This window comes from Serpentinimonas barnesii, from assembly GCF_000696225.1.
GTDB classification, from domain to species: Bacteria; Pseudomonadota; Gammaproteobacteria; order Burkholderiales; family Burkholderiaceae_C; genus Serpentinimonas; species Serpentinimonas barnesii.
This window is the reverse complement of record NZ_BAWN01000024.1, coordinates 1-25221: the sequence shown is the minus strand read 5'-3', so window position 1 is coordinate 25221 and position 25221 is coordinate 1. Positions and strand designations below refer to the sequence as shown.

Annotated in this window: 21 protein-coding genes and 1 pseudogene; 11 read left to right on the top strand and 11 right to left on the bottom strand. The window is 68.2% G+C overall.

What is annotated here, in order from left to right:
• Nucleotides 1-16: 16 nt before the first annotated feature.
• On the bottom strand, nt 17-1291 hold the full coding sequence (locus tag SRAH_RS07845) for an FAD-dependent oxidoreductase (RefSeq protein WP_029462793.1): 1275 nt from the start codon (nt 1289-1291) through the stop codon (nt 17-19).
• Between the two features lie 110 nt (nt 1292-1401).
• Nucleotides 1402-2382 carry a substrate binding domain-containing protein gene (locus SRAH_RS07840; protein ID WP_029462792.1) on the bottom strand — a complete coding sequence of 327 codons (981 nt, stop codon included), beginning with the start codon at nt 2380-2382 and terminating at the stop codon, nt 1402-1404.
• Between the two features lie 178 nt (nt 2383-2560).
• Here SRAH_RS07840 and SRAH_RS07835 point away from each other — a divergent pair, with 178 nt between their 5' ends.
• Nucleotides 2561-4798 (top strand): malate synthase G, encoded by a 2238-nt coding sequence (locus SRAH_RS07835; protein WP_029462791.1) that lies wholly within the window; start codon nt 2561-2563, stop codon nt 4796-4798.
• On the opposite strand, the gene SRAH_RS07830 is transcribed toward SRAH_RS07835, so the two are convergent.
• Nucleotides 4795-5967, bottom strand: a complete 1173-nt coding sequence (locus tag SRAH_RS07830) for a response regulator (protein ID WP_149028952.1) — start codon at nt 5965-5967, stop codon at nt 4795-4797. The two genes, SRAH_RS07835 and SRAH_RS07830, sit on opposite strands and share 4 nt — an antisense overlap.
• A gap of 86 nt (nt 5968-6053) precedes the next feature.
• Between SRAH_RS07830 and hemB the strand changes: the two genes are divergently transcribed.
• The 4 genes from hemB to SRAH_RS07810 all read left to right on the top strand — a co-directional run bounded on the left by hemB (nt 6054) and on the right by SRAH_RS07810 (nt 11496).
• Nucleotides 6054-7061: a porphobilinogen synthase gene (gene hemB, locus SRAH_RS07825; RefSeq protein WP_029462789.1), complete on the top strand. Its 1008-nt coding sequence runs from the start codon at nt 6054-6056 to the stop codon at nt 7059-7061.
• 6 nt (nt 7062-7067) lie between these two features.
• A complete protein-coding gene (locus tag SRAH_RS12640; protein WP_029462788.1) occupies nt 7068-7478 on the top strand; it encodes a rhodanese-like domain-containing protein in 411 nt (136 codons plus the stop codon).
• A gap of 9 nt (nt 7479-7487) precedes the next feature.
• Entirely contained in the window at nt 7488-9395 is a 1908-nt protein-coding gene (recQ, locus tag SRAH_RS07815) for a DNA helicase RecQ (RefSeq protein WP_232841015.1), read from the top strand.
• Between the two features lie 235 nt (nt 9396-9630).
• Nucleotides 9631-11496, top strand: coding sequence for a phosphoenolpyruvate carboxykinase (GTP) (locus SRAH_RS07810; protein WP_029462786.1), 1866 nt, complete (start codon nt 9631-9633; stop codon nt 11494-11496).
• Here SRAH_RS07810 and SRAH_RS07805 read toward each other — a convergent pair.
• The gene (locus SRAH_RS07805; protein WP_076607007.1) at nt 11493-12641 is read right to left on the bottom strand and encodes an AI-2E family transporter; all 1149 of its coding nucleotides are present in this window, start codon (nt 12639-12641) and stop codon (nt 11493-11495) included. The two genes, SRAH_RS07810 and SRAH_RS07805, sit on opposite strands and share 4 nt — an antisense overlap.
• Before the next feature lie 62 nt (nt 12642-12703).
• A complete protein-coding gene (locus SRAH_RS07800; protein WP_149028951.1) occupies nt 12704-13147 on the bottom strand; it encodes a hypothetical protein in 444 nt (147 codons plus the stop codon).
• 188 nt (nt 13148-13335) lie between these two features.
• On the opposite strand from SRAH_RS07800, the gene SRAH_RS07795 reads away from it, so the two are divergent.
• From SRAH_RS07795 to SRAH_RS07785, 3 genes are all read left to right on the top strand, one after another.
• Nucleotides 13336-14295: a metallophosphoesterase gene (locus SRAH_RS07795; RefSeq protein WP_045476731.1), complete on the top strand. Its 960-nt coding sequence runs from the start codon at nt 13336-13338 to the stop codon at nt 14293-14295.
• Nucleotides 14296-14404: 109 nt separating this feature from the next.
• Entirely contained in the window at nt 14405-15682 is a 1278-nt protein-coding gene (locus tag SRAH_RS07790; protein WP_045476728.1) for a D-amino acid dehydrogenase, read from the top strand.
• Between the two features lie 62 nt (nt 15683-15744).
• On the top strand, nt 15745-16248 hold the full coding sequence (locus tag SRAH_RS07785; protein ID WP_029462781.1) for a flavin reductase family protein: 504 nt from the start codon (nt 15745-15747) through the stop codon (nt 16246-16248).
• 14 nt (nt 16249-16262) lie between these two features.
• On the opposite strand, the gene SRAH_RS07780 is transcribed toward SRAH_RS07785, so the two are convergent.
• On the bottom strand, nt 16263-17129 hold the full coding sequence (locus tag SRAH_RS07780) for an HDOD domain-containing protein (protein WP_045476721.1): 867 nt from the start codon (nt 17127-17129) through the stop codon (nt 16263-16265).
• A gap of 176 nt (nt 17130-17305) precedes the next feature.
• Between SRAH_RS07780 and SRAH_RS07775 the strand changes: the two genes are divergently transcribed.
• Nucleotides 17306-17614 (top strand): flagellar basal body protein, encoded by a 309-nt coding sequence (locus SRAH_RS07775; RefSeq protein WP_029462779.1) that lies wholly within the window; start codon nt 17306-17308, stop codon nt 17612-17614.
• A gap of 262 nt (nt 17615-17876) precedes the next feature.
• On the opposite strand, the gene SRAH_RS07770 is transcribed toward SRAH_RS07775, so the two are convergent.
• Nucleotides 17877-18164: a putative signal transducing protein gene (locus SRAH_RS07770; protein WP_052369134.1), complete on the bottom strand. Its 288-nt coding sequence runs from the start codon at nt 18162-18164 to the stop codon at nt 17877-17879.
• A 142-nt stretch (nt 18165-18306) separates the two neighbouring features.
• Here SRAH_RS07770 and SRAH_RS07765 point away from each other — a divergent pair, with 142 nt between their 5' ends.
• Nucleotides 18307-19938: a GMC family oxidoreductase gene (locus tag SRAH_RS07765; protein ID WP_029462777.1), complete on the top strand. Its 1632-nt coding sequence runs from the start codon at nt 18307-18309 to the stop codon at nt 19936-19938.
• Nucleotides 19939-20056: 118 nt separating this feature from the next.
• Nucleotides 20057-21586: a methyl-accepting chemotaxis protein gene (locus SRAH_RS07760; RefSeq protein ID WP_029462776.1), complete on the top strand. Its 1530-nt coding sequence runs from the start codon at nt 20057-20059 to the stop codon at nt 21584-21586.
• Between the two features lie 27 nt (nt 21587-21613).
• Here SRAH_RS07760 and SRAH_RS07755 read toward each other — a convergent pair whose 3' ends face one another.
• From SRAH_RS07755 to SRAH_RS12880, 4 genes and pseudogenes are all read right to left on the bottom strand, one after another.
• Complete coding sequence (locus SRAH_RS07755) at nt 21614-22369, bottom strand: sulfite exporter TauE/SafE family protein (RefSeq protein ID WP_029462775.1); 756 nt, start codon at nt 22367-22369, stop codon at nt 21614-21616.
• A gap of 119 nt (nt 22370-22488) precedes the next feature.
• Complete coding sequence (alr, locus tag SRAH_RS07750) at nt 22489-23655, bottom strand: alanine racemase (RefSeq protein ID WP_029462774.1); 1167 nt, start codon at nt 23653-23655, stop codon at nt 22489-22491.
• 14 nt (nt 23656-23669) lie between these two features.
• Entirely contained in the window at nt 23670-24959 is a 1290-nt protein-coding gene (gene glcF / locus SRAH_RS07745; RefSeq protein WP_029462773.1) for a glycolate oxidase subunit GlcF, read from the bottom strand.
• A 67-nt stretch (nt 24960-25026) separates the two neighbouring features.
• Nucleotides 25027-25221, bottom strand: a pseudogene (locus SRAH_RS12880) (hypothetical protein); the annotation flags it as partial.

Here is a 25221-nt window from a genome sequence, read left to right as displayed (position 1 = left end):
GCGGCTCTGCTGGCCCTCAGCCGAGCATCGTGCCCCACATCAGCTGGGCCCATTCGAGCGAGCCCTGTTTGGAGCGCGCGTTGTGCTGCGGATCGACCTCGAAGCTCAGGCGCGCCGCCTGCCCGATTTGCATGCTGGCCGAGACGTTGACCATGATGGCCGACTTTTCATTCACCTTGGCCCAGCAGATGCCGCCCGGCAGCGCCACCGTGGTGCCGGGTGCCGGAGCCGGCTCCGGACGGCCGGCGACCAGCCCCAGGATTTCCTTGGCCACCTGCATGCCGGCCCCGTGGGCCACGTGTCCGCTCTTGGGCAGGATGGAGCCTTGGGCGTCGCCGATGACATAGACCAAGGGGTCGGCCGTGCTGCGAAAGCTCGGCAGATGCACGCTGGCCCAGCGCTCCCCCAAGCCGGCCTGACGGATCAGGCCCGGGGCGCGCATGGGGGGAATGATGTTGGCCACGGTGTAGTTGATGTCGCCCTCAGGGGTGCTCAGGACGCGCCGTGCGGCGTCGATGCGCGAGGGCACGAGGTCGCGCCGGTACTCGATTTCGTTCGGGTAAAGCGTCTCCATGGCGTGTACGATGGAGCGCGCGGTGGGGGCCGGGGTTGGGTCGGAGTTGGCATCGACGATGACGATCTTGCCCCGGGTGCGGCGGCGCTGCATCTGCTCGGCGAGCATGCAGGCGCGCTCGTAGGCGGCAGGCGGGCAGCGGTACGGTGGCCGGGGCACTGTCATGACGTAAATCCCGCCTTGGCTCAGGAAGGCGTCGGCCTGCTGGCGCACCGCTTCGTGCTCGAAGGCCCGAAAGCCCACCGGCAGTCGGTCGCGGCCTTCGGCATAGCCGGGCAGGCTTTCTTCCATGTATTCAATCCCGGGCGAGAGCACCAGGTAGTCGTAGGGCAGGCGCTGGGTTTCGGTCTGCACAAAGCGCGCGCTGCGGTCGATTGCGGTGGCGCGCTCGCGCACCCGGCGCACCCCGGTGCGATCGACGTTGCGGTAGCTGTGGTTGAGGTAGCTCAGGGGCTTCAAGCCCGCGATGTAGAGCGCGCTCATGGGGCTGGACATGAAGCTGGGGTGGGGTTCCAGCATCGTCACCTCGACTTGGCCACTCTCGGCCAGCGTGCGCGCCGCGCCTATGCCGCCCCAGCCGCCGCCGACCACCACCACGCGCGCCTTGGCCGTACCGATTGGGGTGGCGCAGCCGGTGGCGAGCAAGGCCAAGCCGACGGCGGCTCCGCCGTGCAGCAACTGGCGCCGTGAAGGATGTGGCAAAGGTGTTGGGCTCATGAGGGGGCTCCGGCATGTGGTGGGTGGACAAATTGAAGGCCCTGCACCTGATACCTGTAGGTGTAAGGGTATTAAATGCTAGCTTTGCAAATTCAATTCACCATCGGGACTTACCCTTGCTCCGGCGTCGCAGCGCTTGCGCCCCAGCCACCGCGCAAGCCAAACAGCGGCTGGGCGTAATGCGCCTTGAGGAAATCGATCCACGCTCGGGTGCGCAGCGGCAGGTGCTTGCGCTGCGGGAACACGGCGTAGATGCCACTGGGTGGGGCGGCATAGGTGGGCAGCAGCTCCAGCAGGCGCCCGGCCTGCACGTCGGCTTGGACCTCCCAGGCGCTGCGCCAGGCAATGCCGTGGCCAGCCAGGCACCAGTCGTACAGCACCTGGCCGTCGGTGCAGTCGAGCGCACCACGCGGGCGCACGTGCAGCAGTGTGGGGTTGGGCGCAGTGCCCGAGCCCGCTGGGGGCCCATGCGTGGCCCGAAAGGCCCAGCCGCGCGTCTGCGAGGCTTCGGAGGTGAGGGCCAGGCAGTCGAAGCGCTGCAGGTCGGTCGGGTGCTGTGGCTGGCCGTGGCGCTGCACGTAGCTGGGGGCGGCCACGCACAGGCGGTGGTTGTCGGCCAGGCGCACGCTCACCAAGGCAGAGTCGGGCAAATCGCCCACGCGCACGGCGCAGTCGTAGCCCTCGGCGGCCAAGTCGATGACGCGGTCGCTCAGGTTGAGCGAGAGCGACACCTGCGGGTGCTGTTGGCGAAAGTCAGGCAACAGGGGGGCCACATGGCGGCGCCCAAAGCCGGCCGGGGCCGTGAGGCGCAAATGGCCTTGGGCGCGCGCGCCGCCGGCGCTGACGCTGGCTTCGGCCTCGGCCAGCTCGGCCAGCAGACGCTGTGCCTGCTCCAGCAGGGCCGCGCCTTCGGTGGTGAGCGCCAGACGCCGGGTGCTGCGCAGCAGCAGCCGCACGCCCAGATGTTGCTCCAGCGCGTCGAGCCGGCGCCCGATCACGGCCGCTGCCACCCCCTCGGCGCGCGCGGCAGCCGCTAGGCTGCCACGGGTGGCGACCGCGACCAGAGTCTGCAGGGCTTTGAATTTGTCCATGGCGGTGGCTGGCAGTGAGATTGATCCCTTAAGCAGAGGTTATGCAGGCTGATTTTGCCTTATTGCATACAAAAAAGTCACGTCTGCTGGTGGCTCCAGCGCGCCAATGCGGGCCCCGCCATGCCCTACAGTAGGCCCCATCGCATACACCCTTTGTCCGCATCCTTTGGAGCTTTGCATGTCCACCGCCCCCGCCACCGCCCGCACCGCCGCCGGCCGCCTGCAAGTTGCCAGCGCCCTGTACGACTTTGTCAACCAAGAGGTGCTGCCCGGCACCGGCATCGACAGCGCCCCCTTTTGGGCCGGTTTTGAGGCCATCGTCACCGATCTGGCGCCCAAAAACGCCGCCCTGCTGGCCGAGCGCGACCGCCTGCAGGCCGAGCTGGACCGCTGGCACCGCGCCCACCCCGGCCCGATCACCGACATGCCGGCCTACCGCGCGTTCCTCGAAGGCATAGGCTACCTGGTGCCCGCGCCCAGCGGCGTGCGCGCCAGCACGGCCAATGTGGATGCCGAACTGGCGCTGCAGGCCGGGCCGCAGCTGGTGGTGCCGATTTTGAACGCGCGCTACGCGCTCAATGCCGCCAATGCGCGCTGGGGCTCGCTCTACGACGCGCTCTATGGCACCGACGCCATCCCCGAGTCCGAGGGCTGCGAGCGCGGCCGTGGCTACAACCCGCTGCGCGGCGCGCGCGTGATCGCCTTTGCGCGCCAGTTCCTAGACCAAGCCGCCCCGCTGGCGATCGAGTCGCACCAAGACGCTTGCGGCTACCGCATCGTCGCCGGGGCGCTGCAAGTGAGACTGGACGACGGCCAGCAGACCGGCCTGCGCCAGCCGCAGCAGCTGCTGGGTTACCGGGGCGCACCCGAGGCCCCGAGCGCGCTGCTGCTGCAGCACCACGGCAACCACATCGAAATCGTGCTGGACCGCCAGGCCACGATCGGGCGCACCGACCCGGCCGGCATCTCCGACGTGGTGCTGGAGTCGGCGCTCTCGACCATTCTGGACTTGGAAGATTCGGTCGCCGCCGTCGATGCCGAAGACAAAATCCTGGGCTACCGCAACTGGCTCGGCATTTTGCGCGGCAACCTGACCGAGACCTTCGACAAGGGCGGCATCAGCCTGACGCGCGGCCTCAACCCCGACCGCTGCTACACCCGGCCCGACGGCGGCGAGCTGCGCCTGCACGGGCGCTCGCTGCTGTTCGTGCGCAACGTCGGGCACCTGATGTGCAACCCGGCCATCCTCTACACCGATGCCGCAGGCGTGGCGCGCGAAATCCCCGAGGGCATCCTAGATGCGGTGCTGACCACCACCATCGCCTTGCACGACCTGCAAGGCCACGGTCGCCTGCCCAGCGGCGAGCCGATCCGCAACAGCCGCAGCGGCAGCGTGTACATCGTCAAGCCCAAGATGCACGGGCCGCAGGAAGTGGCGTTTGCCGCCGAACTGTTTGGCCGCGTCGAGCGCTTGCTGGGCCTGCCCGAGAGCACAGTCAAGCTGGGCATCATGGACGAAGAACGGCGCACCAGCGTCAACCTCAAGGCCTGCATTGCCGCCGCCGCCAGCCGCGTGGCCTTCATCAACACCGGTTTTTTGGACCGCACCGGCGACGAGATGCACACCGCCATGCAGGCTGGCCCCATGGTGCGCAAGGGCGAGATGAAGTCCAGCGCCTGGATCGCCGCTTACGAGCGCAACAACGTGCTGGTGGGCCTGGGGATGGGCTTGCGCGGGCGGGCCCAGATCGGCAAGGGCATGTGGGCCATGCCCGACCTGATGGCCGAGATGCTGAAACAAAAAATCGCCCATCCCAAGGCCGGTGCCAACACCGCCTGGGTGCCCAGCCCCACCGCCGCCACCTTGCACGCGCTGCACTACCACCAGGTGAATGTGGCCGAGGTGCAGCAAGAGCTGGAGCGCATCGACGCCGACGCCGAGCGCGCCGCCCTGCTGCAGGGCTTGCTCACGGTGCCGGTGGCGGCGCAGCCCAACTGGAGCGAGGCCGACAAGCAGGCCGAGCTCGACAACAACATCCAAGGCATTTTGGGCTATGTGGTGCGCTGGGTGGACCAGGGCGTGGGCTGCTCCAAGGTGCCCGACATCAACGACATCGGCCTGATGGAAGACCGCGCCACGCTGCGCATCTCCAGCCAGCACGTGGCCAACTGGCTGCTGCACGGGGTGGTGAGCGAGGCCCAGGTGCGCGCCACCTTCGCCCGCATGGCGGCCAAGGTCGATGCCCAAAACGCCGCCGACCCGGCCTACCGCAGCCTGCTGGCGCACCCCGACGGGGCCGCCTACCAGGCCGCGCTCGACTTGGTGTTCAAGGGCTGCGAGCAGCCCAGCGGCTACACCGAGCCGCTGCTGCACGCCTGGCGGCTCAAGGTCAAGGCCCAGTCGGCTAAAGCCTAAACCAGGTGCGAGAGCGCAAAGCGCACGGCGGGGGCTAGGGCGATCGGCAGCGCGTCGATCGGGACTTGCATTTTTTCTGACATCACCGCCGTGTCACCGCCGTGCTCGTCGTGGGCGGTGGCGCGCAACCGCACCAGGCGCAACACCGGCAGACCCGCCCAGTTGCCCGCCAGTACCTGGTGCAGTTGCGGCGCGTCGGCGGGCGGGTGCTCTGCGTCAAAAATCAGCAGCGACACCGGGCGCTCGCGCAACAAAGCCAAGGCTTGAACCGCGCTGGCGACGGCATCGGTCACCAAGCCCATGGGTTGCAAGAGCGCCAGCGTGTCGCGGCGCACGGCCGGGTCGGCGGAGCACACCAGCACCGCACCGGTCTTGGCCGGTGGCTCCGGCTGGGCTGGGGCGGGGGGCGTTGGCGCCTTGGATAGCGGGGTGGCCGGTTCATCGGCTGGTTTGGATTCTTGTGCGACGCAAACGCGGCGCAAGCGCGCGCTCAGTTCGACCCCGTCTTCGGTCGCGCGGCTCTGCAGCTCGATGCCGCCATCGGTGTCGGCCAGTTGGCGCAACAGCAGCCATTCGATCGAGTCTTGCAGCAGCCGCTCGGCGTCTGCGGCTTGGCTGCCCTCATGCGTGCGCAGCGTCAACACCGCGCAGGGCTGGAGGGGGTCGAGCTCCAGGCGCAGCTCGAGGTGCTCGCCAAAGCGTTGCGCCCAGTCCACCATCGCCAGACACAGGCTGTAGCCCAGCGTCGGGTCGATCAGCAGCTCGATGGGTTGCAGAAAGCGCCGCAGCGTCAGGCCGCGGGCCATCCATTCATCGCGCCGGTCGTGCAGCACCGCCTCGATCACCAGAGCGAAATCGATTTTCTCGTGCGACAGCCGCACCTGGCCGCTTTGCGTGCGCAGGATCTGCTGCACCTGCTTGGCGCAACGCTGCAAGCGCAGGGCCGGAGTGGCCAGCACCTGCATTTCGGGGGCACTCAGGCGCTCGCGCAGCACCAGCATCTCGAGCCCGCGCAACATCCGGTCTGCGGCTTCCAGCGCCTGGGTGGCGAGGGCGGCGCTGAGCTCGGGCCAATGCTCGGCCATGCGCCAAGCCTGATCGGGCGCCAGCGGCTCGGCGGTAGGGGTCCCAGGAGCGCTTGGGGCAGGGGTCGGGTTGGAAGGGGGCATGGGCTCAAAATGAAAAAACACATGCAAGGCGCTTGCGACCCTCAAGGCCCGCGCATTTGTGCGGCGGAGTTTGCCACAATACGCGCATGAGCCAGCCCCCTGCCCCTTTTCCGCTGTCGCGGCCGCGTCGCCTGCGCCGCGATGCCTTTAGCCGCAACCTGGTGCGCGAACACCAGCTCACGGCGCACGACCTGATCTACCCGGTGTTCCTGCTCGAAGGCAGCCAGCGCTGCGAGCCGGTGGCCTCCATGCCCGGCGTGGAGCGCCTGAGCCTGGACCGGCTGCTGGTGGTGGCGCAGGAGTGTGTGGAGCTGGGCATTCCGGCGCTGGCGCTGTTTCCGGTGATCGACCCAGCCCTCAAAACCCCAGACGGGCGCGAAGCCTGCAACCCCGAGGGCCTGGTGCCGCGCGCGGTGGCGGCGCTGAAAGCGCGCTTTCCCGAACTGGGGCTGATGACCGACGTGGCGCTCGACCCCTACACCAGCCACGGCCAAGACGGCCTGCTCGATGACAGCGGCTACATCGTCAACGACGCCACGGTGCAGGTGCTGGTGCAGCAGGCGCTGTGCCAGGCGGCGGCCGGGGTCGATATCGTGGCCCCGAGCGACATGATGGATGGCCGCATCGGCGCCATCCGGCAGGCACTGGAGGCGCAGGGTCAGGTGCACACGCGCATCATGGCCTACAGCGCCAAGTACGCCAGCGCCTTTTACGGGCCGTTTCGCGATGCGGTGGGCAGCGCCGCCAACCTGGGTCGCGCCGACAAAAAGGTCTATCAGATGGACCCCGGCAACAGCGACGAGGCGCTGCGCGAGGTGGCACTCGACTTGGCCGAAGGGGCCGATATGGTGATGGTCAAGCCGGGTCTGCCCTACCTCGACATCGTGCGCCGCGTGAAAGACGAGTTCCGCGTGCCCACCTTTGCCTACCAGGTGAGCGGCGAATACGCCATGCTCAAGGCGGCGGCGCAAAACGGCTGGCTGGCGCACGATGCCGTGATGATTGAGAGCCTGCTGGCCTTCAAGCGCGCCGGGGCCGACGGCGTGCTAACCTATTTTGCGCGCGAGGCGGCGCGGCTGCTGCGGCGAGAATAAGCCCCTATGCAACACTTTTTACCCCGCCAGGCTTGGGACTGGCTGCAAAGCCACAACGATCGCCCGGCTGAGCAACGCCCGCTGTTCGTCGATGTGCGCATGGAAGTCGAGTCGCTCTACGTGGGCCGACCGCCCGGTGTGGTGCAGGTGCCGTGGTACGAATACCCCGAACTGCGCCCCGATGCGCAGCGTTTCGTGCAGCAGGTCGAGCGCGAAGCCGGCAGCAAAGAGCGCCCGCTGCTGCTGATTTGCCGCAGCGGCAAGCGCACCCTCGACGCCGGGGCGGCGCTGGAGGCGGCTGGCTTTGGCCAAGTGGCGCACGTGCTGCACGGCTTCGAGGGCGAGTTGGATGCCAACTTTCACCGCTCCACCCGCAACGGCTGGCGGTTTGACGGCCTGCCTTGGGAGCAGATGTGATCGCCGCCCGTGACTGAGGCGGCGCTGGCACCTCTGGGGCCGCAGGCCACCGCCGACCCCTGCTTGCAGGTGCTGCAAGAGGTGTTTGGCTACCCCGCCTTTCGCGGCGCGCAGGCCGAGATCGTGGCGCACCTGAGCGCGGGCGGCGACGCGCTGGTGCTCATGCCCACGGGCGGTGGCAAATCGCTCTGCTACCAGGTGCCCGCCATCGTGCGCCAGCGCGCCGGGCATGGGCTCACGGTGGTGGTCTCGCCGCTGATCGCGCTCATGCACGACCAGGTGGGGGCCCTGCTCGAAGCCGGGGTGGAGGCGGCCTACCTCAATTCCAGCTTAAGCCCGGAGCAGGCCGCAGCGGTCGAGCGGCGCATGATGAGCGGCGCGCTCACCCTGCTCTACGCCGCCCCCGAGCGGCTGGCCACGGCGCGCTGCATGGCGCAACTGCAAGCCCTGTACGAGCGCGGCACCCTGAGCCTGTTTGCCATCGACGAGGCGCACTGCGTGAGCCAGTGGGGGCACGATTTCCGGCCCGACTACCGCAGTCTGGTGGCGCTGCACGAGCGTTTTCCCGGCGTGCCGCGCATCGCCCTAACCGCCACCGCCGATGCCCTCACCCGCGCCGACATCGTCGAGCAGTTGCAGTTGCAGCAGGCGCGCACCTTTGTGAGCAGCTTCGACCGGCCCAATATCCGCTACGCCATCGTCGAGAAAAAAGACAGCCTGCAGCAGTTGCTGCGCTTTATCGAGCGCGAGCACAGCAGCCAGCTCAATGGCCAGTTGCAGCACGACGCGGGCGTGGTCTATTGCCAGTCGCGGCGCAAGGTCGAAGACGTGGCGGCGCAACTGGCGGCGCACGGCCTGCAGGCGCTGCCCTACCACGCCGGGCTCGACGCCGCCACGCGCCAGCGCCACCAAGACCGCTTCTTGCGAGAAGAGGGGCTGATCATGGTCGCCACCATCGCCTTTGGCATGGGCATAGACAAGCCCGACGTGCGTTTTGTCGCGCACCTCGACTTGCCCAAAAACATCGAGGGCTACTACCAAGAGACCGGCCGCGCCGGCCGCGACGGCCAGCCGGCCAATGCCTGGATGGCCTACGGGCTGCAAGACGTGATCCAGCAACGCAGCCTGATCGACGCCAGCCCGGCCGCCGACGAATTCAAGCAAGCCATGCGCGGCAAGCTCGACGGCCTGCTGGCCCTGGCCGAGGCCAGCGATTGCCGCCGCGTGCGCCTGCTGGGCTACTTTGGGCAAGCCTCCAGCCCGTGCCACAACTGCGACAACTGCCTGGCTCCGCCCCAAACCTGGGACGCCAGCGAGGCGGCGCGCAAGCTGCTCTCGTGCATCTTTCGGGTGCAGCAGGCCAGCGGCAGCGCCTTTGGGGCTGGGCACCTGATCGATATTTTGCGCGGCAAGGCCACCGACAAGGTGCAGCAGCACGGGCACCAGCGCCTGAGCACCTTTGGCATCGGGGCCGAACTGGGCGAGCGCGAATGGCGCAGCCTGCTGCGCCAGCTCATTGCGCGTGCGGCGGTGTGGGTCGATGGCGAGCACTTCAACACCCTGCGCTTGGGCGAGGGCGCACGCGCCGTGCTCAAGGGCGAGCAGAGCGTGTACCTGAAATTGCAGGCCAGCACCCGCACCGCGCCCGCCGCATCGGCGCGCACGCGCAGCAGCGCCGCCAGCACGCTGCCGCTGGCCGCGCGCGAAACCCTGGCCGCCCTCAAAGCCTGGCGCGCCGAAGTGGCGCGCGAGCACAACCTGCCCGCCTATGTGATTTTTCACGACGCCACGCTGGAGGCGCTGGCGCAGCGCCTGCCGCGCACCTTGGCCGATCTGCAAGGCATCCCCGGTTTGGGGCAGAAAAAACTGCAGGCCTATGGCGCCGAAGTGCTGCGCGTGCTGGAACGCCGGCTCTGAAACCGACCCAGTGGTGGCCGGTCCGAGGCCAAGTCAAACACAGGCGCAGAGGCGGCATCAGTTTATGCAAGTCTTGCATGAGAAAATCCAGCCAATTTCACGCACCTTTCATAAAATTCAAGGTTAAACCCAAGCGGCTCGCATGGCGCTTTCTCACAAGGCCACAAAACGGATCCGGCAAGTCCCTCAGCGGGGATTTTCCACATCCGTTTTTTTAGTCTCTGGAGTCGATTGCATGAACGCACCTGCGATGTCGGGCCTGGCCCTGAACGCACCCGATTGGGTCAAACACGCCCGCCTGCTGGCCTGGGTGGCCGACATGGCCGCCCTGTGCCAACCCGAGCGCATCGTCTGGTGCGACGGCTCGCCAGCCGAATACGACCGCCTGTGCCAGCAGATGGTCGATGCCGGCACCCTGGAGCGCCTGAACCCAGCCAAGCGCCCCAATTCCTACCTCGCCCGCACCGACCCTTCCGACGTGGCTCGGGTCGAAGACCGCACCTACATCTGCTCCGAAAAGGCCGAAGACGCCGGTCCGACCAACAACTGGATGGCCCCGGCGCAGATGCGCGCCACCTTGCAGCCGCTGTTTGAAGGCTGCATGCGCGGGCGCACCCTGTACGTGATCGCTTTCTCCATGGGGCCGCTGGGCTCGCCGATTGCGCACATCGGGGTCGAGCTCTCCGACAGCCCCTACGTGGTGGTCAACATGCGCCACATGACGCGCATGGGCCGCGCGGTTTATGAGGTGCTGGGCCGCGAGGGCGAGTTCGTGCCCTGCATGCACACCGTGGGCGCACCGCTGCAGCCGGGGCAGGCCGACGTGGCTTGGCCTTGCAACCCGCAAACCAAATACATCGTGCACTACCCCGAGACGCGCGAAATCTGGTCCTACGGCTCGGGCTACGGCGGCAACGCGCTGCTGGGCAAAAAATGCCTGGCGCTGCGCATCGCCTCGGCCATGGGGCGCGAGCAAGGCTGGCTGGCCGAGCACATGTTGATTTTGGGCGTGACCAACCCCCAAGGCAAAAAGTACCACGTTGCGGCCGCGTTCCCCAGCGCCTGCGGCAAAACCAACTTCGCCATGCTGATCCCGCCCAAGGCCTTCGAGGGCTGGCACGTGAGCACCGTGGGCGACGACATCGCCTGGATCAAGCCCGGCGCCGATGGCCGCCTGTACGCCATCAACCCCGAAGCGGGCTACTTTGGCGTGGCCCCCGGCACCAACACCCTGACCAACCCCAACTGCATGCGCAGCCTCGAGCGCGACGTGATTTTCACCAACGTGGCGCGCACCGACGACGGCGACGTCTGGTGGGAAGGCATGGGCCCAGCCCCGGCGCACGCCATCGACTGGCAGGGGCGCGACTGGACGCCGCAACTGGCCCAAGACAGCGGTGCCAAGGCGGCGCACGCAAACGCACGCTTTACCGTGTCGGCCACCAACAACCCGGCGCTCGACCCGGCTTGGGACGACCCGGCCGGGGTGCCGATCGACGCCTTCATCTTCGGCGGCCGGCGCAGCAGCACGGTGCCCTTGGTCACGCAGGCGCGCAACTGGAACGAGGGCGTGTACATGGCTGCCACCATGGGCTCTGAGACCACCGCCGCCGCTTTTGGCGCGCAAGGCGTGGTGCGCCGCGACCCCTTCGCCATGCTGCCCTTTTGCGGCTACCACATGAGCGACTACTTCCAGCACTGGATCGATCTCGGGGCCCGGCTGGCGGCCAGTGGGGCGCGCCTGCCAGCCATTTTTTGCGTCAACTGGTTTCGCAAAGGCGCTGACGGCAAGTTCGTCTGGCCCGGCTTTGGCGACAACATGCGCGTGCTGCACTGGATGCTGCAGCGCCTCGAAGGCCAAGCCGAGGGGCAGGATCACGCCTTTGGCACCAGCCCGCGCTACGCCGATTTGAACTGGGACGGGCTGGCCTTTAGCGCGCAGCAGTTCGAGGCCGTGAGCCACATCGACGCCGCCGACTGGGCGCAAGAACTGGCCAGCCACGGCGCACACTTCGAGCAACTGGCGCACCACCTGCCGCCCGAGTTGCTGGCGGTCAAGGCGCAGCTGGAGCAGCGGCTGGTGGCCGGCGCGGACGCTTAAGGGCTTTTGCGCAAATCAGTGGGCGCAGCGTCAGCTGCCTCCGCTGCCTCCGCTGCCTCCGCTGCCTCCGCTGCCCGCGCGGCGGCGGCTTCCGTGTTGGCCCATTCCCGCCAGATGGCCAGCAGCACCGCCAAGATGACCGGGCCCACGAACAGCCCGATCAGGCCGAACGCGCCCAGCCCGCCGAGCACGCCAAACAACACGATCAGGAACGGCACCTTGGACACGCCGCTGATGATCAGCGGGCGCACCAAGTTGTCGATCCAGCTCACCGCCAGCATGCCCCAGAGCAGCAGGCCGATGCCGGCGGCGACGTGGCCGGTGAGCAGCAGCCACAGCCCCATCGGCACCCAGATCAGCGTTGCGCCGAACGGGATCAGCGCCAGCATTGCGGTCGCCGCACCCCAAAAAACCGGCGCCGAGATGCCCACCGCCCAGTAGCCCAGCCCGGCCATGAAGCCCTGCACGATGGCCGCCAACAACAGACCGTAGACGACGGCGCGGGTGGTGTCACCGACCGCGTTGAAGTAGGCCTGCACGCGCGCACCGAGCAGGCTGTGCAACACCTGACGCGATTGCGCAATCAACTCCGCACCGTCTCGGAACAAGAAGAAGGCGGTCAGCAAGGCGATCGCAAAGCGCATTGCATTCAGGCCCAGATCGCCAAGCAGGCCGACCGCATGCGCGCCCAGCCACTGCCCCCACTGCTCGCCCATGGCGGCAAGCTGGCGGCCCAGTGCCTCACCGTCGCCGCCGAGCAGCGCCAGCCGCTCCTGCAGCCAAGGGCCGAGCCATGGAATGGCCGCCAGCGGTTCCGGCAGCTCGACGCCGGCGCGCAACAGGGCCACCGCGTCGCGCATCGCGCCATACCCTTCGCGCTGCAGCATGAACAGCAGCCAGGCCGGCACTGCGACCAGGACCACCGCCAGCCCCATCGTCATCGCGAACGCGGCCCAGCCGCGCCGGCCATGGAAGCGGGCCAGCAGGCGCAGGTACAGCGGCCACGAGACATAGACCAAGATCGCCGCCCAGGCGACGGCGGTGACGAAGGGCTGCAGCACCACCAGACCGGCCAGCAGCAGCACGCTCAGCAGCGCGGCAATCAGGGCGCGGCGCAGCCAGAGCGGAGGGTGGGCTTCGTTCATTGGTGCGTGGGTTAGGCTAAGGGGGTGACGGCATTATGGGGCAGGGCGCGTGGGCGCTGGCCTCAATCCGACGCAACCGATGGCCCATCCTGCGACACGCGCAATTCGGTCTGCAAGCGGGCATCGTGTTTGGCCAGCGCCATAAACCGGGCGTCGGCCCGGGCCTGAGCGCGTCGCCGGGCCCAGTGGTCCAGCGCATGGGCGCAGCGCTGGGCCATGCGGCGCGTGGTGCCGGCCAGCAACAGGCAGCCAGCAAACAGCAGCAGCCACAGAGCCAGCCAGGCCAGCAGCAGATAATCGTTGGCCCGCTCGCTCAGCAGCCGCTCGCTGGCCAGCGCCAGCAAGACCACGCCCAGCGACAGCAGCAGCGCAGCCAGTGGGCGCACCCAGATGCGTGGGCGCTCCGCGAGCGCAATGCCTAGGCCGGGTCGGGCCCGCGCAGGCGCGGGCTTGGCCGGGCTTGCAGGTGTTGGTGCGGCATCACCCAGCGCTGAGCGGGCCGGCATAGAGGGGGATGAAGTCGTCATCACAGTCCTTTTGCTGCAATGCAGCATAATCAGGCCCCGATCTTAGGGTAAACCCTAGATGCTTGCCAAGTCCTTTTTCAATCCCTTACATTCGCAGCTCCATTTCGACCCCTTGCAGGGGCGCAGGCTGACTGGGTTCGCCTTCGTCGCACGACCCGCCTTGCTCCATGAAAATACAACTCCTGAGCGATTTGCACCTTGAGGTTCAGCCGGGTTGGCAAGCCAGACCCGCGCCGGGTGCGGATGTGCTGGTGCTGGCGGGCGACATAGGGTCTTACCAACGCGCATCGGCGCCCAAAACCGCCCCAGGCGCCACCCCGGCTGCCACAGCCAGCCCGGCTGCTGACCGGGTGCAGCCGCATGCGCCGCAGCCGCAGCCATCGCCCCCCGCGCCGCCCCTGATGAGCGAGCCCGACTGGGGCTTGCGCCGGTTTTCACCCTTGCCGCAGTACGCGGGCTGGCCCACGCCGGTGCTGTTTTGCCCGGGCAACCACGAGTACGACGGGCTCGATTTCGACGCCACCCACCAGGCCCTGCGCGCCTGCTGCGAGCGGCTGGGGATCGTCTGGCTGGAGCGCGAGCAGTGGCTTTACCGAGGCGTGCGTTTTGTCGGGACCACCTTGTGGAGCGACTTTGACGCCTTGGCTGAGCGGCCCTACAGTGGGCGCGGCCTGCCAGCCGACCCGCAGGCGCGGCGGCTCAAACTGCGCGAGCGCGCCTTTCGGGCCGCCAACCACTATCTGCACAAAATGCAAACGCTGCGCCACGGCCAGGTTTTTGATGCCGCGGCCATGCGCGAGCAAGCCCTGCTGTGCCAGCACTGGTTGCGCCAGGCGCTGGCGCAAGCGCACCCCGGCCCGACCGTGGTGGTGACGCACTTTGCCCCCAGCCTGCGCAGCCACGACCCGCGCTACGGGCTCAATCCGGGCAGCGCCGGTTTTTGCAACGCCCTCGACGAGCTGTTGCCGCTGGCCGACCTGTGGCTGCACGGCCACCTGCACTGCGCCCACGATTACACGGTGGGGCGCTGCCGGGTGGTGGCCAACCCACTGGGTTACGCAGACAAAAACGAACAAGCCGGATTTTTGGCGCAGCAACTGATCGAATGCCCGCGGCCCGCAGCCTGATCGGAGCGCCCTGCCAACAGGCACTTGGGCCGGTGGTGGGGATGGAGCTGGGGAATGCGGCAAAATCAACGACACAACGGGCCCCAAGCGGCCCACGAAAGGAGCTTGCATGCACGTCGTCGTTCTCGGGGCTGGCATCATCGGCACCTGCAGTGCGTGGCATTTGTTGCAAGCCGGGCACGAGGTCACGCTGGTGGACCGCCAAAGCGATGCGGCGCTGGAAACCAGCTTTGCCAACGCGGCCCAAATTTCGGTCGGTTACAGCGCGCCGTGGGCCCACCCCGACACCCCCCTGAAGGCCTTGGGCTGGATGTTGCAGCGCCAAGCCCCTTTGCTGCTGCGGCCGCAGTGGGACCGGGCCCAGTGGTCGTGGCTGTTGCGTTTTTTGCGCCAGTGCACGCACAGCGCTTTCGAGCGCAACCTGCGCCAACTGGTGGCGCTGGCGCGCTACAGCCAGACCACCCTGGAGCAGATGGTGCAGCAGACCGGCATCGAGTACCAGCGCAGCCAGCGCGGCATCGCGCTTTATTGCACCGACGCCGCCAGCCTGCGCGGCGCGGCCCGCGTCACCGACATGATGCAGGCGCTCGGGGTCCAGCGGCGCCAGCTCGGGCGCGACGAGTTGTTGCAGCTCGAGCCGGCCCTGCAGCCCTTTGCCGAGCGCCTGCTGGGCGGCTGTTACACCCGCACCGACGAGCATGGCGATGCGCGCGCCTTCACCCAGGCGCTGGCGCTGCGCTGCCAAGGCGCGGGGGCGCACCTGCTGTATGGGCACCTGATCGAGCAGTTGGCGCTCGAAGGCGGGGTGCTCAAGCGGGCGGTGATCCGGCACCAGCGCACGGGCGTGACCCGGGTGCTGCAGGCCGATGCCTTTGTGCTGGCTTGCGGCAGCGACTCGGTGGCGCTGGCTCGGCCCTTGGGCTTGCGTTTGCCGGTCTATCCGTGCAAAGGCTACAGCGCCACCCTGAACCTGCTGCGGCCCGAGCGCGCGCCGGCCCTCAGTCTGATCGACGACGAATGCAAAATCGCCGTCTCGCGTCTGGGGGACCAGTTGCGGGTCGCGGGCACGCTCGAACTGGCCGGCATGGACCACGCGCTCGATACCCCCTTGGCACGGGCACGCTGCGCGCGCCTGTTGCAGCGCATTGAGGCGGTGTTCCCGGGTGTGGCCGACACCCGTTTGCCTGAACAAGGCGGTGCGCCCAACTTTTGGTGCGGCCTGCGCCCCACCACCCCCAGCAACGTGCCGCTGATCGGCCCCAGCCGCATCGGCGGCTTGTGGCTCAATGTGGGCCACGGCACCTTGGGCTGGACGCTGGGGGCCGGCTCGGGGCGCGCGCTGGCCCGTCAGATGAGTGGGCAAAGCCCCGAGTACGGACCGGCATAAATCCCTTGCGCCTTGAGTGCAAATGGGCGCAGGGGCAGATTCGGTGACAATCTAGCCCGTTTATGACGCCACGCACCAACGCACCCCACCCTTCCCCGCAGGACCTGCGCGCTGCGTTGGGCCGCTTTGCCACCGGCGTGACCATCGTCACCACCCGAGCGGTCGATGGCTCCCCGGTCGGGCTGACGGTGAACTCCTTTAATTCGGTGTCCTTGGAGCCGGCGTTGGTGCTCTGGAGTCTGGCTTTGCGCTCCAACGCACTGCCGGTGTTTCGGGATGCCCGGCACTTTGCCATTCACGTGCTGGCGGCCTCGCAGCGCGACCTGGCACTGCGTTTCGCCACCCCCGGCATCGACCGCTGGGCCGGGGTGGAGCACCAGCCCAGCCCCGCCGGTGTGCCCTTGCTGGCCGGCGGCGTGGCGCGCTTCGAGTGCCGACACCACAGCCAGCACGCCGAGGGCGACCACCTGATCTTCGTCGGTGCGGTCGAGCGCTGCGAGCATCGGCCAGATGCCCGGCCCTTGCTCTACCACGGCGGGCGCTTTTACACCGAGCACCCACTCTGAGCCGGGTCGGGTGTTCAGTGCAGGGAGACGGCCTCAAAGACCGGGTGCAACTCGTCGATCCAGTGCTCCACTTCAGCGGCATCGATTTGCAAATGGGCCAAACAGGCGGCCCCGCAACGGGCCCAGTCGGCCGGTGCATTAACGCCCTCGTGCTGCAGCACCAGGTAGTCGGCCACCAGCAACAGCGCCACCAGTTGGCGCACTGGGGCACCAATGCGGGTATCGCCTAGGCAGGTGAAATCGTGGTGCAGCCGCACCGCCAGCGCCACCTCGGTCGGCAGCTTCCAGGTGCGGGCCACGATTGCTCCCACCACCGCATGGTCGGTGCGGTGGTTGGCCTCTTCGGTCTGGGAAAAGCTGCGGTCGCGCCGCGCCAGCGCTTCGGCGATGGTGCTGCCGTAACCCTTGAGGCCTCCGAGCATGACCGGCATGCCCACATGACAAAACAGGCCCGCGCTGTAAGCCAGCCCGGCGTCGAGGTCGTAGAGTTGCCTGCTGATGTGTGCGCAGGCCAGTGCGCGCCGGGTCGAGGTGTCCCAGAAATGCCGCAACAGGGGCGAATGCACCGGCAGCGCCCGGCGCGCCAGAAAGCCGCTAAGCAACTGCACCGCGGCCTGCAAACCCAGCACCGTCATGGCGCGTCCAACCGTTTGCACCGGGTGTTCTAGGGCAAAGAGGGGGCTGTTGGCGTGGCGCATCAAGGCCGCAGCCATGGCCACGTCGGAACTGGCAATGCGGTCGATCTCGACCAAATCGGGCTCCGCCTCGGCCATGGCCTGCTGCAACTGTCGCAGCAGCTCGGGGCACGGCGGAATCAGGATGTCGCGCACCGGGCCACTGCGCCGGGCGCGCTCAAGTTCGTCAAGTAGGGGCTGAGACATGGCAGAAGCAACGGTAAGCGTGAATAATGTAGATCAGAGGGGCTAGGGGGCGACTCGCTCCACCGCCTAAGCGTATTGTGCCCAGACTTGGCCCCACTCGGGCAACAGGCTTGCAGCGCTGGCTTGGGCGGTTTACACTGCGGCAAACCAGCCACACCAACCCACCCCTACGCATCGTGCAAAACTTGGCGCTAACCGGACTATCAGGCATGCGGGCGGCGCAATTGCGCCTGGATGTGGCGGCCCACAACGTGGCCAATGCCCAAACGCCGGGGTTTCAGCGCAGCCAAGTGCGCCAGCAGGCCCAAATGCCCAGCGGGGTGGTCGCGCAGGTCGAGCGCTTGCCCCAACCCGGCGCCGATCTGGTTCAAGATGTGGTGCAGCAGCGCGTCGCGGCCACCGACTTCGCGGCCAACTTGCTGGCGGTGCGCATGGCGCTCAAGACGGACCAAGCGCTGGGCTCTTTGCTCGATACACGGGCCTGAGTGCAGGCCGTCTAGGCAAGCGCCCAATAAAAACGCCAGCACGGGGCTGGCGAGGTTTGGGCCTTGCGGCCCTTGGTTTCGGAATCGGTTCTTTGACCGAGCTAACGCTGTTGTTCGACGTTCAGGGTTGTCTCCTCTGACCTTGTGCATGCAAGGGCTAGAAGCCGCTTGCACCAACAATCCTATTGATCATAAGCAGGCGCGCCGCTTTTGTGCATAGGGATTTACCCGCGCAGCGTCGGCGGCCTGCAAACCGAACGGGCTACCCGAACGGAGCGGGGTCGTCGTCGCGCAGCGCAAATTCGCCCCGCAAAAAGGCCTGATAGATCGCTTGGGCTTCGGTCAGTCGCTGCTGCGGCACCATCACGCGCGCCGGAATGGCTTGCGCCAGCAAAGAATAGATCTGTGCCATCTGGTCGTCGGCGACCATGGTTGGCACGCCGCAGGCTTGCAGCCGGCCTTGCAACAGCCAAGCCTCGGTCGGGTTGGCAAAGCTGGTGAGGGTCTGCCAGTCGCCCAGTTCGGGGTCGTAGGGGCTGTTGTCTGGCATGGTGCGGCGTGGCTGTGGTGGGGGATGGGATTGGTGTAGCATGGCGCAGCGGTGGCGTGCTCGGGTGGTGGTGCCGCCAAGGCTTGTGACCGCCGTTAAATTGCGCCGCAGCCGGTTCATCATCGTACACCGTGCAGTCAATATGACACCCGATCCCCAACACGACACCTTCGACTACCTGATTGTGGGCGGCGGCTCGGCCGGCTGCGTGCTGGCCGCACGCCTGAGCGAAAACCCGGCCGTGACGGTGGCGCTGCTGGAGGCCGGCGGCGACGGCCGCGACCTGGCCATCCGCCTGCCCGCCGGGGTGGTGGCGATGCTGCCCGCGCGCCCCTTCAAGTACAACAACTGGGCTTTCGAGACCGTGCCGCAGCCGGGCCTGCTCGGGCGCTGCGGCTACCAGCCGCGCGGCAAGGCGCTCGGCGGCTCCTCGGCCATCAACGCCATGCTCTATGCGCGCGGCCACCGCAGCGATTACGACGACTGGGCCGCAGCCGGGGCGGCGGGTTGGTCGCACGCCGAGGTGCTGCCCTTTTTTATGCGCAGCGAGCACAACCAGCGCGGCCCCAACGAATGGCGCGGGGTTGGGGGGCCGCTGCACGTGGCCGATCAGGTCAGCCCGCACCCGGTCACGCAGGCTTTCATCGAGGCCTGCGCGCAGCAAGGCATCGCGCCCAACCCCGACTACAACGGGCAGGAGCAGGAGGGGGCTTACCGGTTCCAGGTGACGCAGTTCCACGACCCGGCTCGGCGCGGCCAGCGCTGCTCGGCGGCGGCGGCCTTTGTGCACCCGGTGCTGCAGCGCCCCAACCTCACGCTGCTCACCCGCACCCACGCCACCCGGGTGCTGTTCGAGGGGCGGCGTGCCGTGGGGGTGCAGGCGCGCCAGCGCGGCCGCCACATCAGCCTGCGCGCCCGGCGCGAAGTGGTGTTGTGCGCTGGGGCCTTGCAGTCGCCGCAGTTGCTGTTGCTCTCGGGCGTGGGGCCGCCAGACGAACTGCAGCGCCACGGCATCCCGCTCGTGCACCGCCTGCCCGGGGTGGGGCAGAACCTGCAAGACCATCTGGACTTGACGCTCTCGTACCGCAGCAGCCGCACCGATCTGTTTGGCATCGGTTTCGGTGCCGCCTGGCAGCAGTGGCAGGGCTGGCGGCAGTGGCGCCGCGACGGCAGCGGGCTGCTGAGCTCACCCAGCGCCGAAGGCGGGGCCTTTTGGCGCTCCGATGCGCAGCAGCCGCGCCCCGATCTGCAACTGCATTTTTGCATCGGCATTGTCGATGACCACGCACGCAAGCTGCATTGGGGCTACGGCTTTAGCTGCCACGTGTGCGTGCTGCGGCCGCATGCGCGGGGTCGGGTTGGCTTGCGCAGCGCCGATCCGCTGGCGGCACCCCTGATCGACCCGGCCTTTTTGTCGGATGCGCGCGATCTGCATCTGCTGAGCCGGGGCGCACAGCAAATGCGTGAGATCTTGTTGCGCAGCCCCTTGCAGCCTTGGCGCGGTGCCCCGCTGTATGACGAGCAACTGCAGGGGGAGGTGGCTTGGGAGCAGCTAATCCGCAGTCGCGCCGACACCATCTACCACCCGGTCGGCACCTGCCGCATGGGGGCGGATGAAGGCGCGGTGGTGGATGCGCAACTGCGTGTACACGGCCTGCAGGGGCTGCGCGTGGCCGACGCCTCGATCATGCCCACGCTCATCGGCGGCAACACCAATGCGCCCTCGATCATGATCGGCGAGCGCGCGGCGGCGTGGCTGCAGGCAGGTGCGTAAAGTGCGCAGTCTAAATTAAATCTGTTTGATTTGGCGCAAATAGGTGCGCGTACATGTGGCATAGCATGCGCGTCTTGGATCGGGTGTGCCGGCCCATTCTCGATCAACGGAGACTTTGATGACCGCCCCACCCCGTACCCGCATCTGGGCCCAACTGTTGCTCACCATCGCCGTGGCCTTGCTGCTGGTCTGGACCGCGGTGATCGTCTGGCAGGGCCACACGGCGCGCCAGGCGGCGATCGAGCAGGCGCGGGTGTTTACTTCCAGCCTGCACGACGCCACCATGGCCGGCCTGACCGGCATGATGATGACCGGCACCATCGACCAGCGCCAGTTGTTTCTGGACCAGCTCAACCAGCTGGGCAGCATCGAAGAGGTGCGGGTGGTGCGCGGGCCTGGGGTGGCGGCAACCTTTGGCCCCGGCACCGAAAACAACCTGCGCCCCGACGCCGCCGAGCAGTGGGTGATCGAGACCGGGCAGGAATACGCCGAGGTGCTGCAAGACGAGCGCGGCGAATTTTTGCGCGTGATCCGGCCCACGCTCAACGCCAGCAACTACTTGGGCAAGAACTGCATGACCTGCCACGCCGTGCCCGAAAACACGGTGCTGGGCACCGTGAGCATGCGCGTGCCGCTGGCCGAGGTGAACCAGCAGCTGGCCATGCAGCGCTGGCAGTCGATCCTGCTGGCGCTGCTGACCAGCATTCCGGTGCTGCTCTTGATCTACCCCTTCATCAACAGCATGGTGACGCGGCCGCTGCGCCGCGCGGTGGGGCTAGCGCACGACATCGCGGGCGGCGATTTGTCGCAAGACGTGGCGGTGGACTCGCGCAACGAAATCGGCCAACTGCAAGCGGGCTTGCGCGACATGACGCTGAGCCTGCGCAAGCTGGTTGGGCGCGTGCACAACGGCACCGAGTCGATCCTCGCGGCATCTGGCGACATCGCCAGCGGCAACAACGATTTGTCGCAGCGCACCGCCTTGCAGGCCGACTCGACCGAGCAGATCGTGGGTGCGCTGGAGCAACTCACCGGAGTGGTGGGTCAGAATGCGGCGCACGCGCGCTCGGCCGATGCGCTGGCGCAAACGGCTTCGGCGGTGGTCGGCCGGGGCGGCGATTCGGTGCGGCAGGTGGTGCAGACCATGGAGGCGATCGAGGTCTCGTCGCGCAAGGTGGCCGACATCATTGCAGTGATCGACGCCATTGCCTTTCAGACCAACATTCTGGCGCTCAACGCCGCCGTGGAGGCGGCGCGCGCGGGCGAGCAAGGGCGCGGCTTTGCGGTGGTGGCCGCCGAGGTGCGTGCGCTGGCGCAGCGCTCCTCGCAGGCGGCGCGCGAGATCAAGGCGCTGATCGACGCCTCGGTGCAGCAAACCGCAGCCGGCACCGCGCAGGTGCACCGCGCCGGCCAGACCATGGCCGAGGTGGTGCAGTCGATCCAAGCAGTGACGCACCTGATCAGCGACATGGCCGCCGCTGGGGCGCAGCAGGCAGAAAGCATCGAAGGGGTCAAGCGCTCGGTGTCCGACATCAGCGACGTGACGCAGCAAAACGCGGCGCTGGTCGAGCAAGCCGCCGCTGCTGCCAGTTCGCTGCAAGAGCAGGCGGCCGAGCTCGATCGGGTGGTGGGCACCTTCAAGCTCTGAGGGCCACGGGGCAACAGCGGAGGCCCTTCAGCCGCGCCAGAAAAACAAGGCGCTCATCACCAGCCCGGTGCAGACCACCACCGCGCGCACGCTGCGCATCGACAGGCGCCGCGCATGGCGTGCCCCGACGTAACCGCCAGCCGTGGCGGCGGCCATCATCAACAGCGCCGGGCCCCAAGCGATCACCCCGGCGAGCACAAAGGTCAGCACCGAGACCAGCGAGAGCACCAGCGAGTTGAGGTTTTTGAGCGCGTTGGCGGTGTGCAGGTTCTTTTCGCCGCTGGCGCTGTAGAGGGCCATGAGCAAGATGCCCAGCCCGCCGTTGAAGTAGCCGCCGTAGGTGGCCACCGCCAGCAGTCCGGGGTTGCGCCAGCCGGGTTCGCCCTGAGCGCCGGCCCGCACCAGGCGCTGCGCCAGCCAGGGCCCGAGCAAGAACAGGGCGGTGGCAAACAGCAGCAGCCACGGAATCAGGCCACGAAACACCTCGGAGGGGGTGAGCAGCAGCAACAAGGCCCCCAGCACACCGCCCGCCGCCGACAGCAGCGTTTCGCGCAGCAGCCGCCGGCGCGGCAGTTGCGCCAGCTCGGCCCTAAAGCCCAGCGTGCTGCCCAAGTAGCCGGGGCTGACGGCCAAGGCGCTGGTGGCATTGGCCACGATCGGCGGCAGGCCAGCCACCAGCAGCGCCGGCAGGGTCAGAAAGCTGCCGCCGCCGGCAATGGCGTTGAGCGCCCCGGCGGCAAAGCCGGCGCTGGCCAGCAGGAGGGTCAGGGTCCAGGCATCCATGAAGGTGAGTACAGAGTGTGGGTGCCGTCACCGCTGACCAGAGGGTGCGGGGCTGGCGGGGTGAGTGTGGGGGTTGAGGTGCTGTGGTGCTGCGAAGGTCTGCGAAGGGCATCAGGGCCTCAGGGCAGCGGCTCGACCGACACCGGCACCCTGGCGGCCAGCGCGCACATCAGCTCGTAGCCCAAGGTGCCGGCGGCCTGCGCCACCTCGTCGATGGGCAGCAGCGCGCCGCAGCGGCTGCGGCCCCAGAGCGTGACCTCGTCGCCGGGCTGGCAAGGCCCCAAGTGCGCTTCGACCGGGCCCAGATCGACGGCCAGCATGTCCATGCTCACGCGCCCGACCAAGCGCGTGCGCACGCCGCGCACCAACACCGGGCCGCCGTGGGCGTTGTTGCCGGGGGCGTGGCGCGGGTAGCCGTCGGCGTAGCCGCAGGCCACGATGCCAATGCGCATGGCTTGGGTGGCGCTGTAGGTAGAGCCGTAGCCCACGGTTTCGCCCGCAGGCACGTCTTGCACCGCGATCAGTTGGCTGGCTAGGGTCTGGGTGGCTTGCAGGCCCCAGTCGGCGGCGCTGTGCTGGGGAAAATCGGGCGCGCTGCCGTAGAGCGCGATGCCGGGGCGGGTCCAGTCGGCCGCCAGCGGCTGCACCTCGGGGCCGCTGCCCAGATGCAGCGCCAGCCCGTTGCGCAGCAGGGCGGCGCTGTTGCACAGGCTGCGCTCGCCGGGCAGGTCGTGGGTGGTGCGCACAAAGGTGTCGATCTGGTGCCGCACGCCTTCTTGGCCGCCGCGCAGGCCGTCGGCGTCGCTAAAGTGCGTCATCAGCCCGACTTCTTCGACTTGGGGCAGGCGGCTCAGGCGCGTCCAAGCGGCGCGAAAGGCGTCGGGGCGCAGGCCGAGCCGGTTCATGCCCGAGTTGAGCTTAAGGAACACGCGCTGCGGCGCTTCGGTCTTGTGCGCCGCCAGCCAGTCGATCTGCTCGCTGCGGTGCAGCACGTGCCAGAGTTGCAGCCGCGAGCACAGTTCCAAGTCGCGCGGCTCGAAAGCGCCTTCGAGCAGCAAAATGGGGCCGCGCCAGCCCAGGGCGCGCAGCCGCTCGGCCTCGCTCAGGTCCAGCAGCGCCAGCCCATCGGCGCCGCGCAGCGCGGCATAGACGCGCTCGATGCCGTGCCCATAGGCATTGGCCTTGAGCACCGCCCACACCCGCGCCGCACCACCCGCTTGGCGGCAGCGCTGCAGATTGTGCTGCAGCGCAGGCAGGTGGATGGTGGCGTGAATGGGGCGCGGCATGGCGCCAGCTTACCTCAAACGGCGGCGGCCTCCGCCTCGGCGGCGGCTGTGAGCGCCTCGTCGAGCACCTCGATCCAGTGCCGCACCGGGGTCTGGGTGCCGCTTTGCAGGTGCGTGATGCAGCCGATGTTGGCCGAAACGATCTGCTCGGCCCCCAGTTCGCCCAAGTGCCCGAGCTTGCGCTCGCGCAACTGGCTCGACAAGCCCGCTTGCAGCACCGAGTAGGTGCCGGCCGAGCCGCAGCACAGGTGCGCCTCGGTGCGCGCTGTCTGCACCTCAAAACCCAGCGCCCGCAAACCCTGCTCCACCCCGCCGCGCAGTTGCTGCCCGTGTTGCAAGGTGCAGGGTGGGTGGTAGGCCAGCTTGGGGCGCGGCACGGCGGGGCTGCGGGCTGCATCGGCCAGGGCCAGTTTGCGCTGCAAGGCGGGCAGCAGATCGGGCAGCAGTTCGCTGATGTCGCGCGCCAGTTCGCTCACCCGCTGCGCCTTGGCGGCGTAGGCCGGGTCGTGGCGCAACTGGTGCCCGTAGTCTTTGAGCAGCACGCCGCAGCCCGAGGCGTTGCTGACGATGGCCTCCACCGGCTGCGCGCTGTCGGGGCGCACGTGCGGCCACCAGGCGTCGATGTTGGCGCGCATCTGGGCCAAGGCACCGCTGTGGTCGTCCAGGTGCAGCCGCAGCGCACCGCAGCAGCCGCCTTGGGGCAGGCGCAGCACCTGCAGCCCGGCGGCGTCGAGCACGCGCGCGCTGGCGTGGTTGATGTGCGGCAGCATGGCCGGTTGCACGCAGCCTTCGGGCAGCAGCACCCGGCGCGCATGTGGGCGCTGTGGCCACGGACCCGGCGCCACGCGCTGCGGCACCTTGGCGCGCAGCGCCGCCGGCAACAAGGGGCGCACGGCCTGCCCGAGGCGCATGGCGGGGGCAAACGCGCGCGACGTTAAGCCCTCTTTGAGCAGCCAGCGCAGCGCGCGCTGGGGGCTGGAGCGCGGCACCTGCGCCGCCACGGCCTTGCGCCCGATGTCGAGCAGTTTGCCGTACTCCACGCCGCTGGGGCAGGTGCTTTCGCAGTTGCGGCAGGTCAGGCAGCGGTCCAGGTGCTGCTGGGTGCGCTCGGTCGGGGTGACCCCTTCGAGCACCTGTTTGATCAGGTAGATGCGTCCGCGTGGGCCATCGAGCTCGTCGCCCAGCAACTGGTAGGTGGGGCAGGTGGCGGTGCAAAAACCGCAATGCACGCATTTGCGCAAAATGTCTTGGGCCGTCTGCCCATCGGGGCTGCCCAGGTAGGGGGGGGCGAGTTGGGTTTGCATCGCGGGGCTGGGCGGGTTAAAGGTGGGGGTGGAGTGGTTCGGAGGGCTGGCATGGAGCGCCAGGCGCTCACAAGCCCCAGCCCCACTGGCCGGGGTTGAACAGGCCGTGCGGGTCGAATTCGGCCTTGAGGCGCTGGTGGATGGCTTGCAGCGCCGGGGCCGGGGGGGTGAAGCGCAAGGCCGCCAGGGCAGCGGCAGCCGAGCCAGAGCCAGAGCCAGAGCCAGAGCCAGAGCCAGAGCCAGAGCCAGAGCCAGAGCCAGA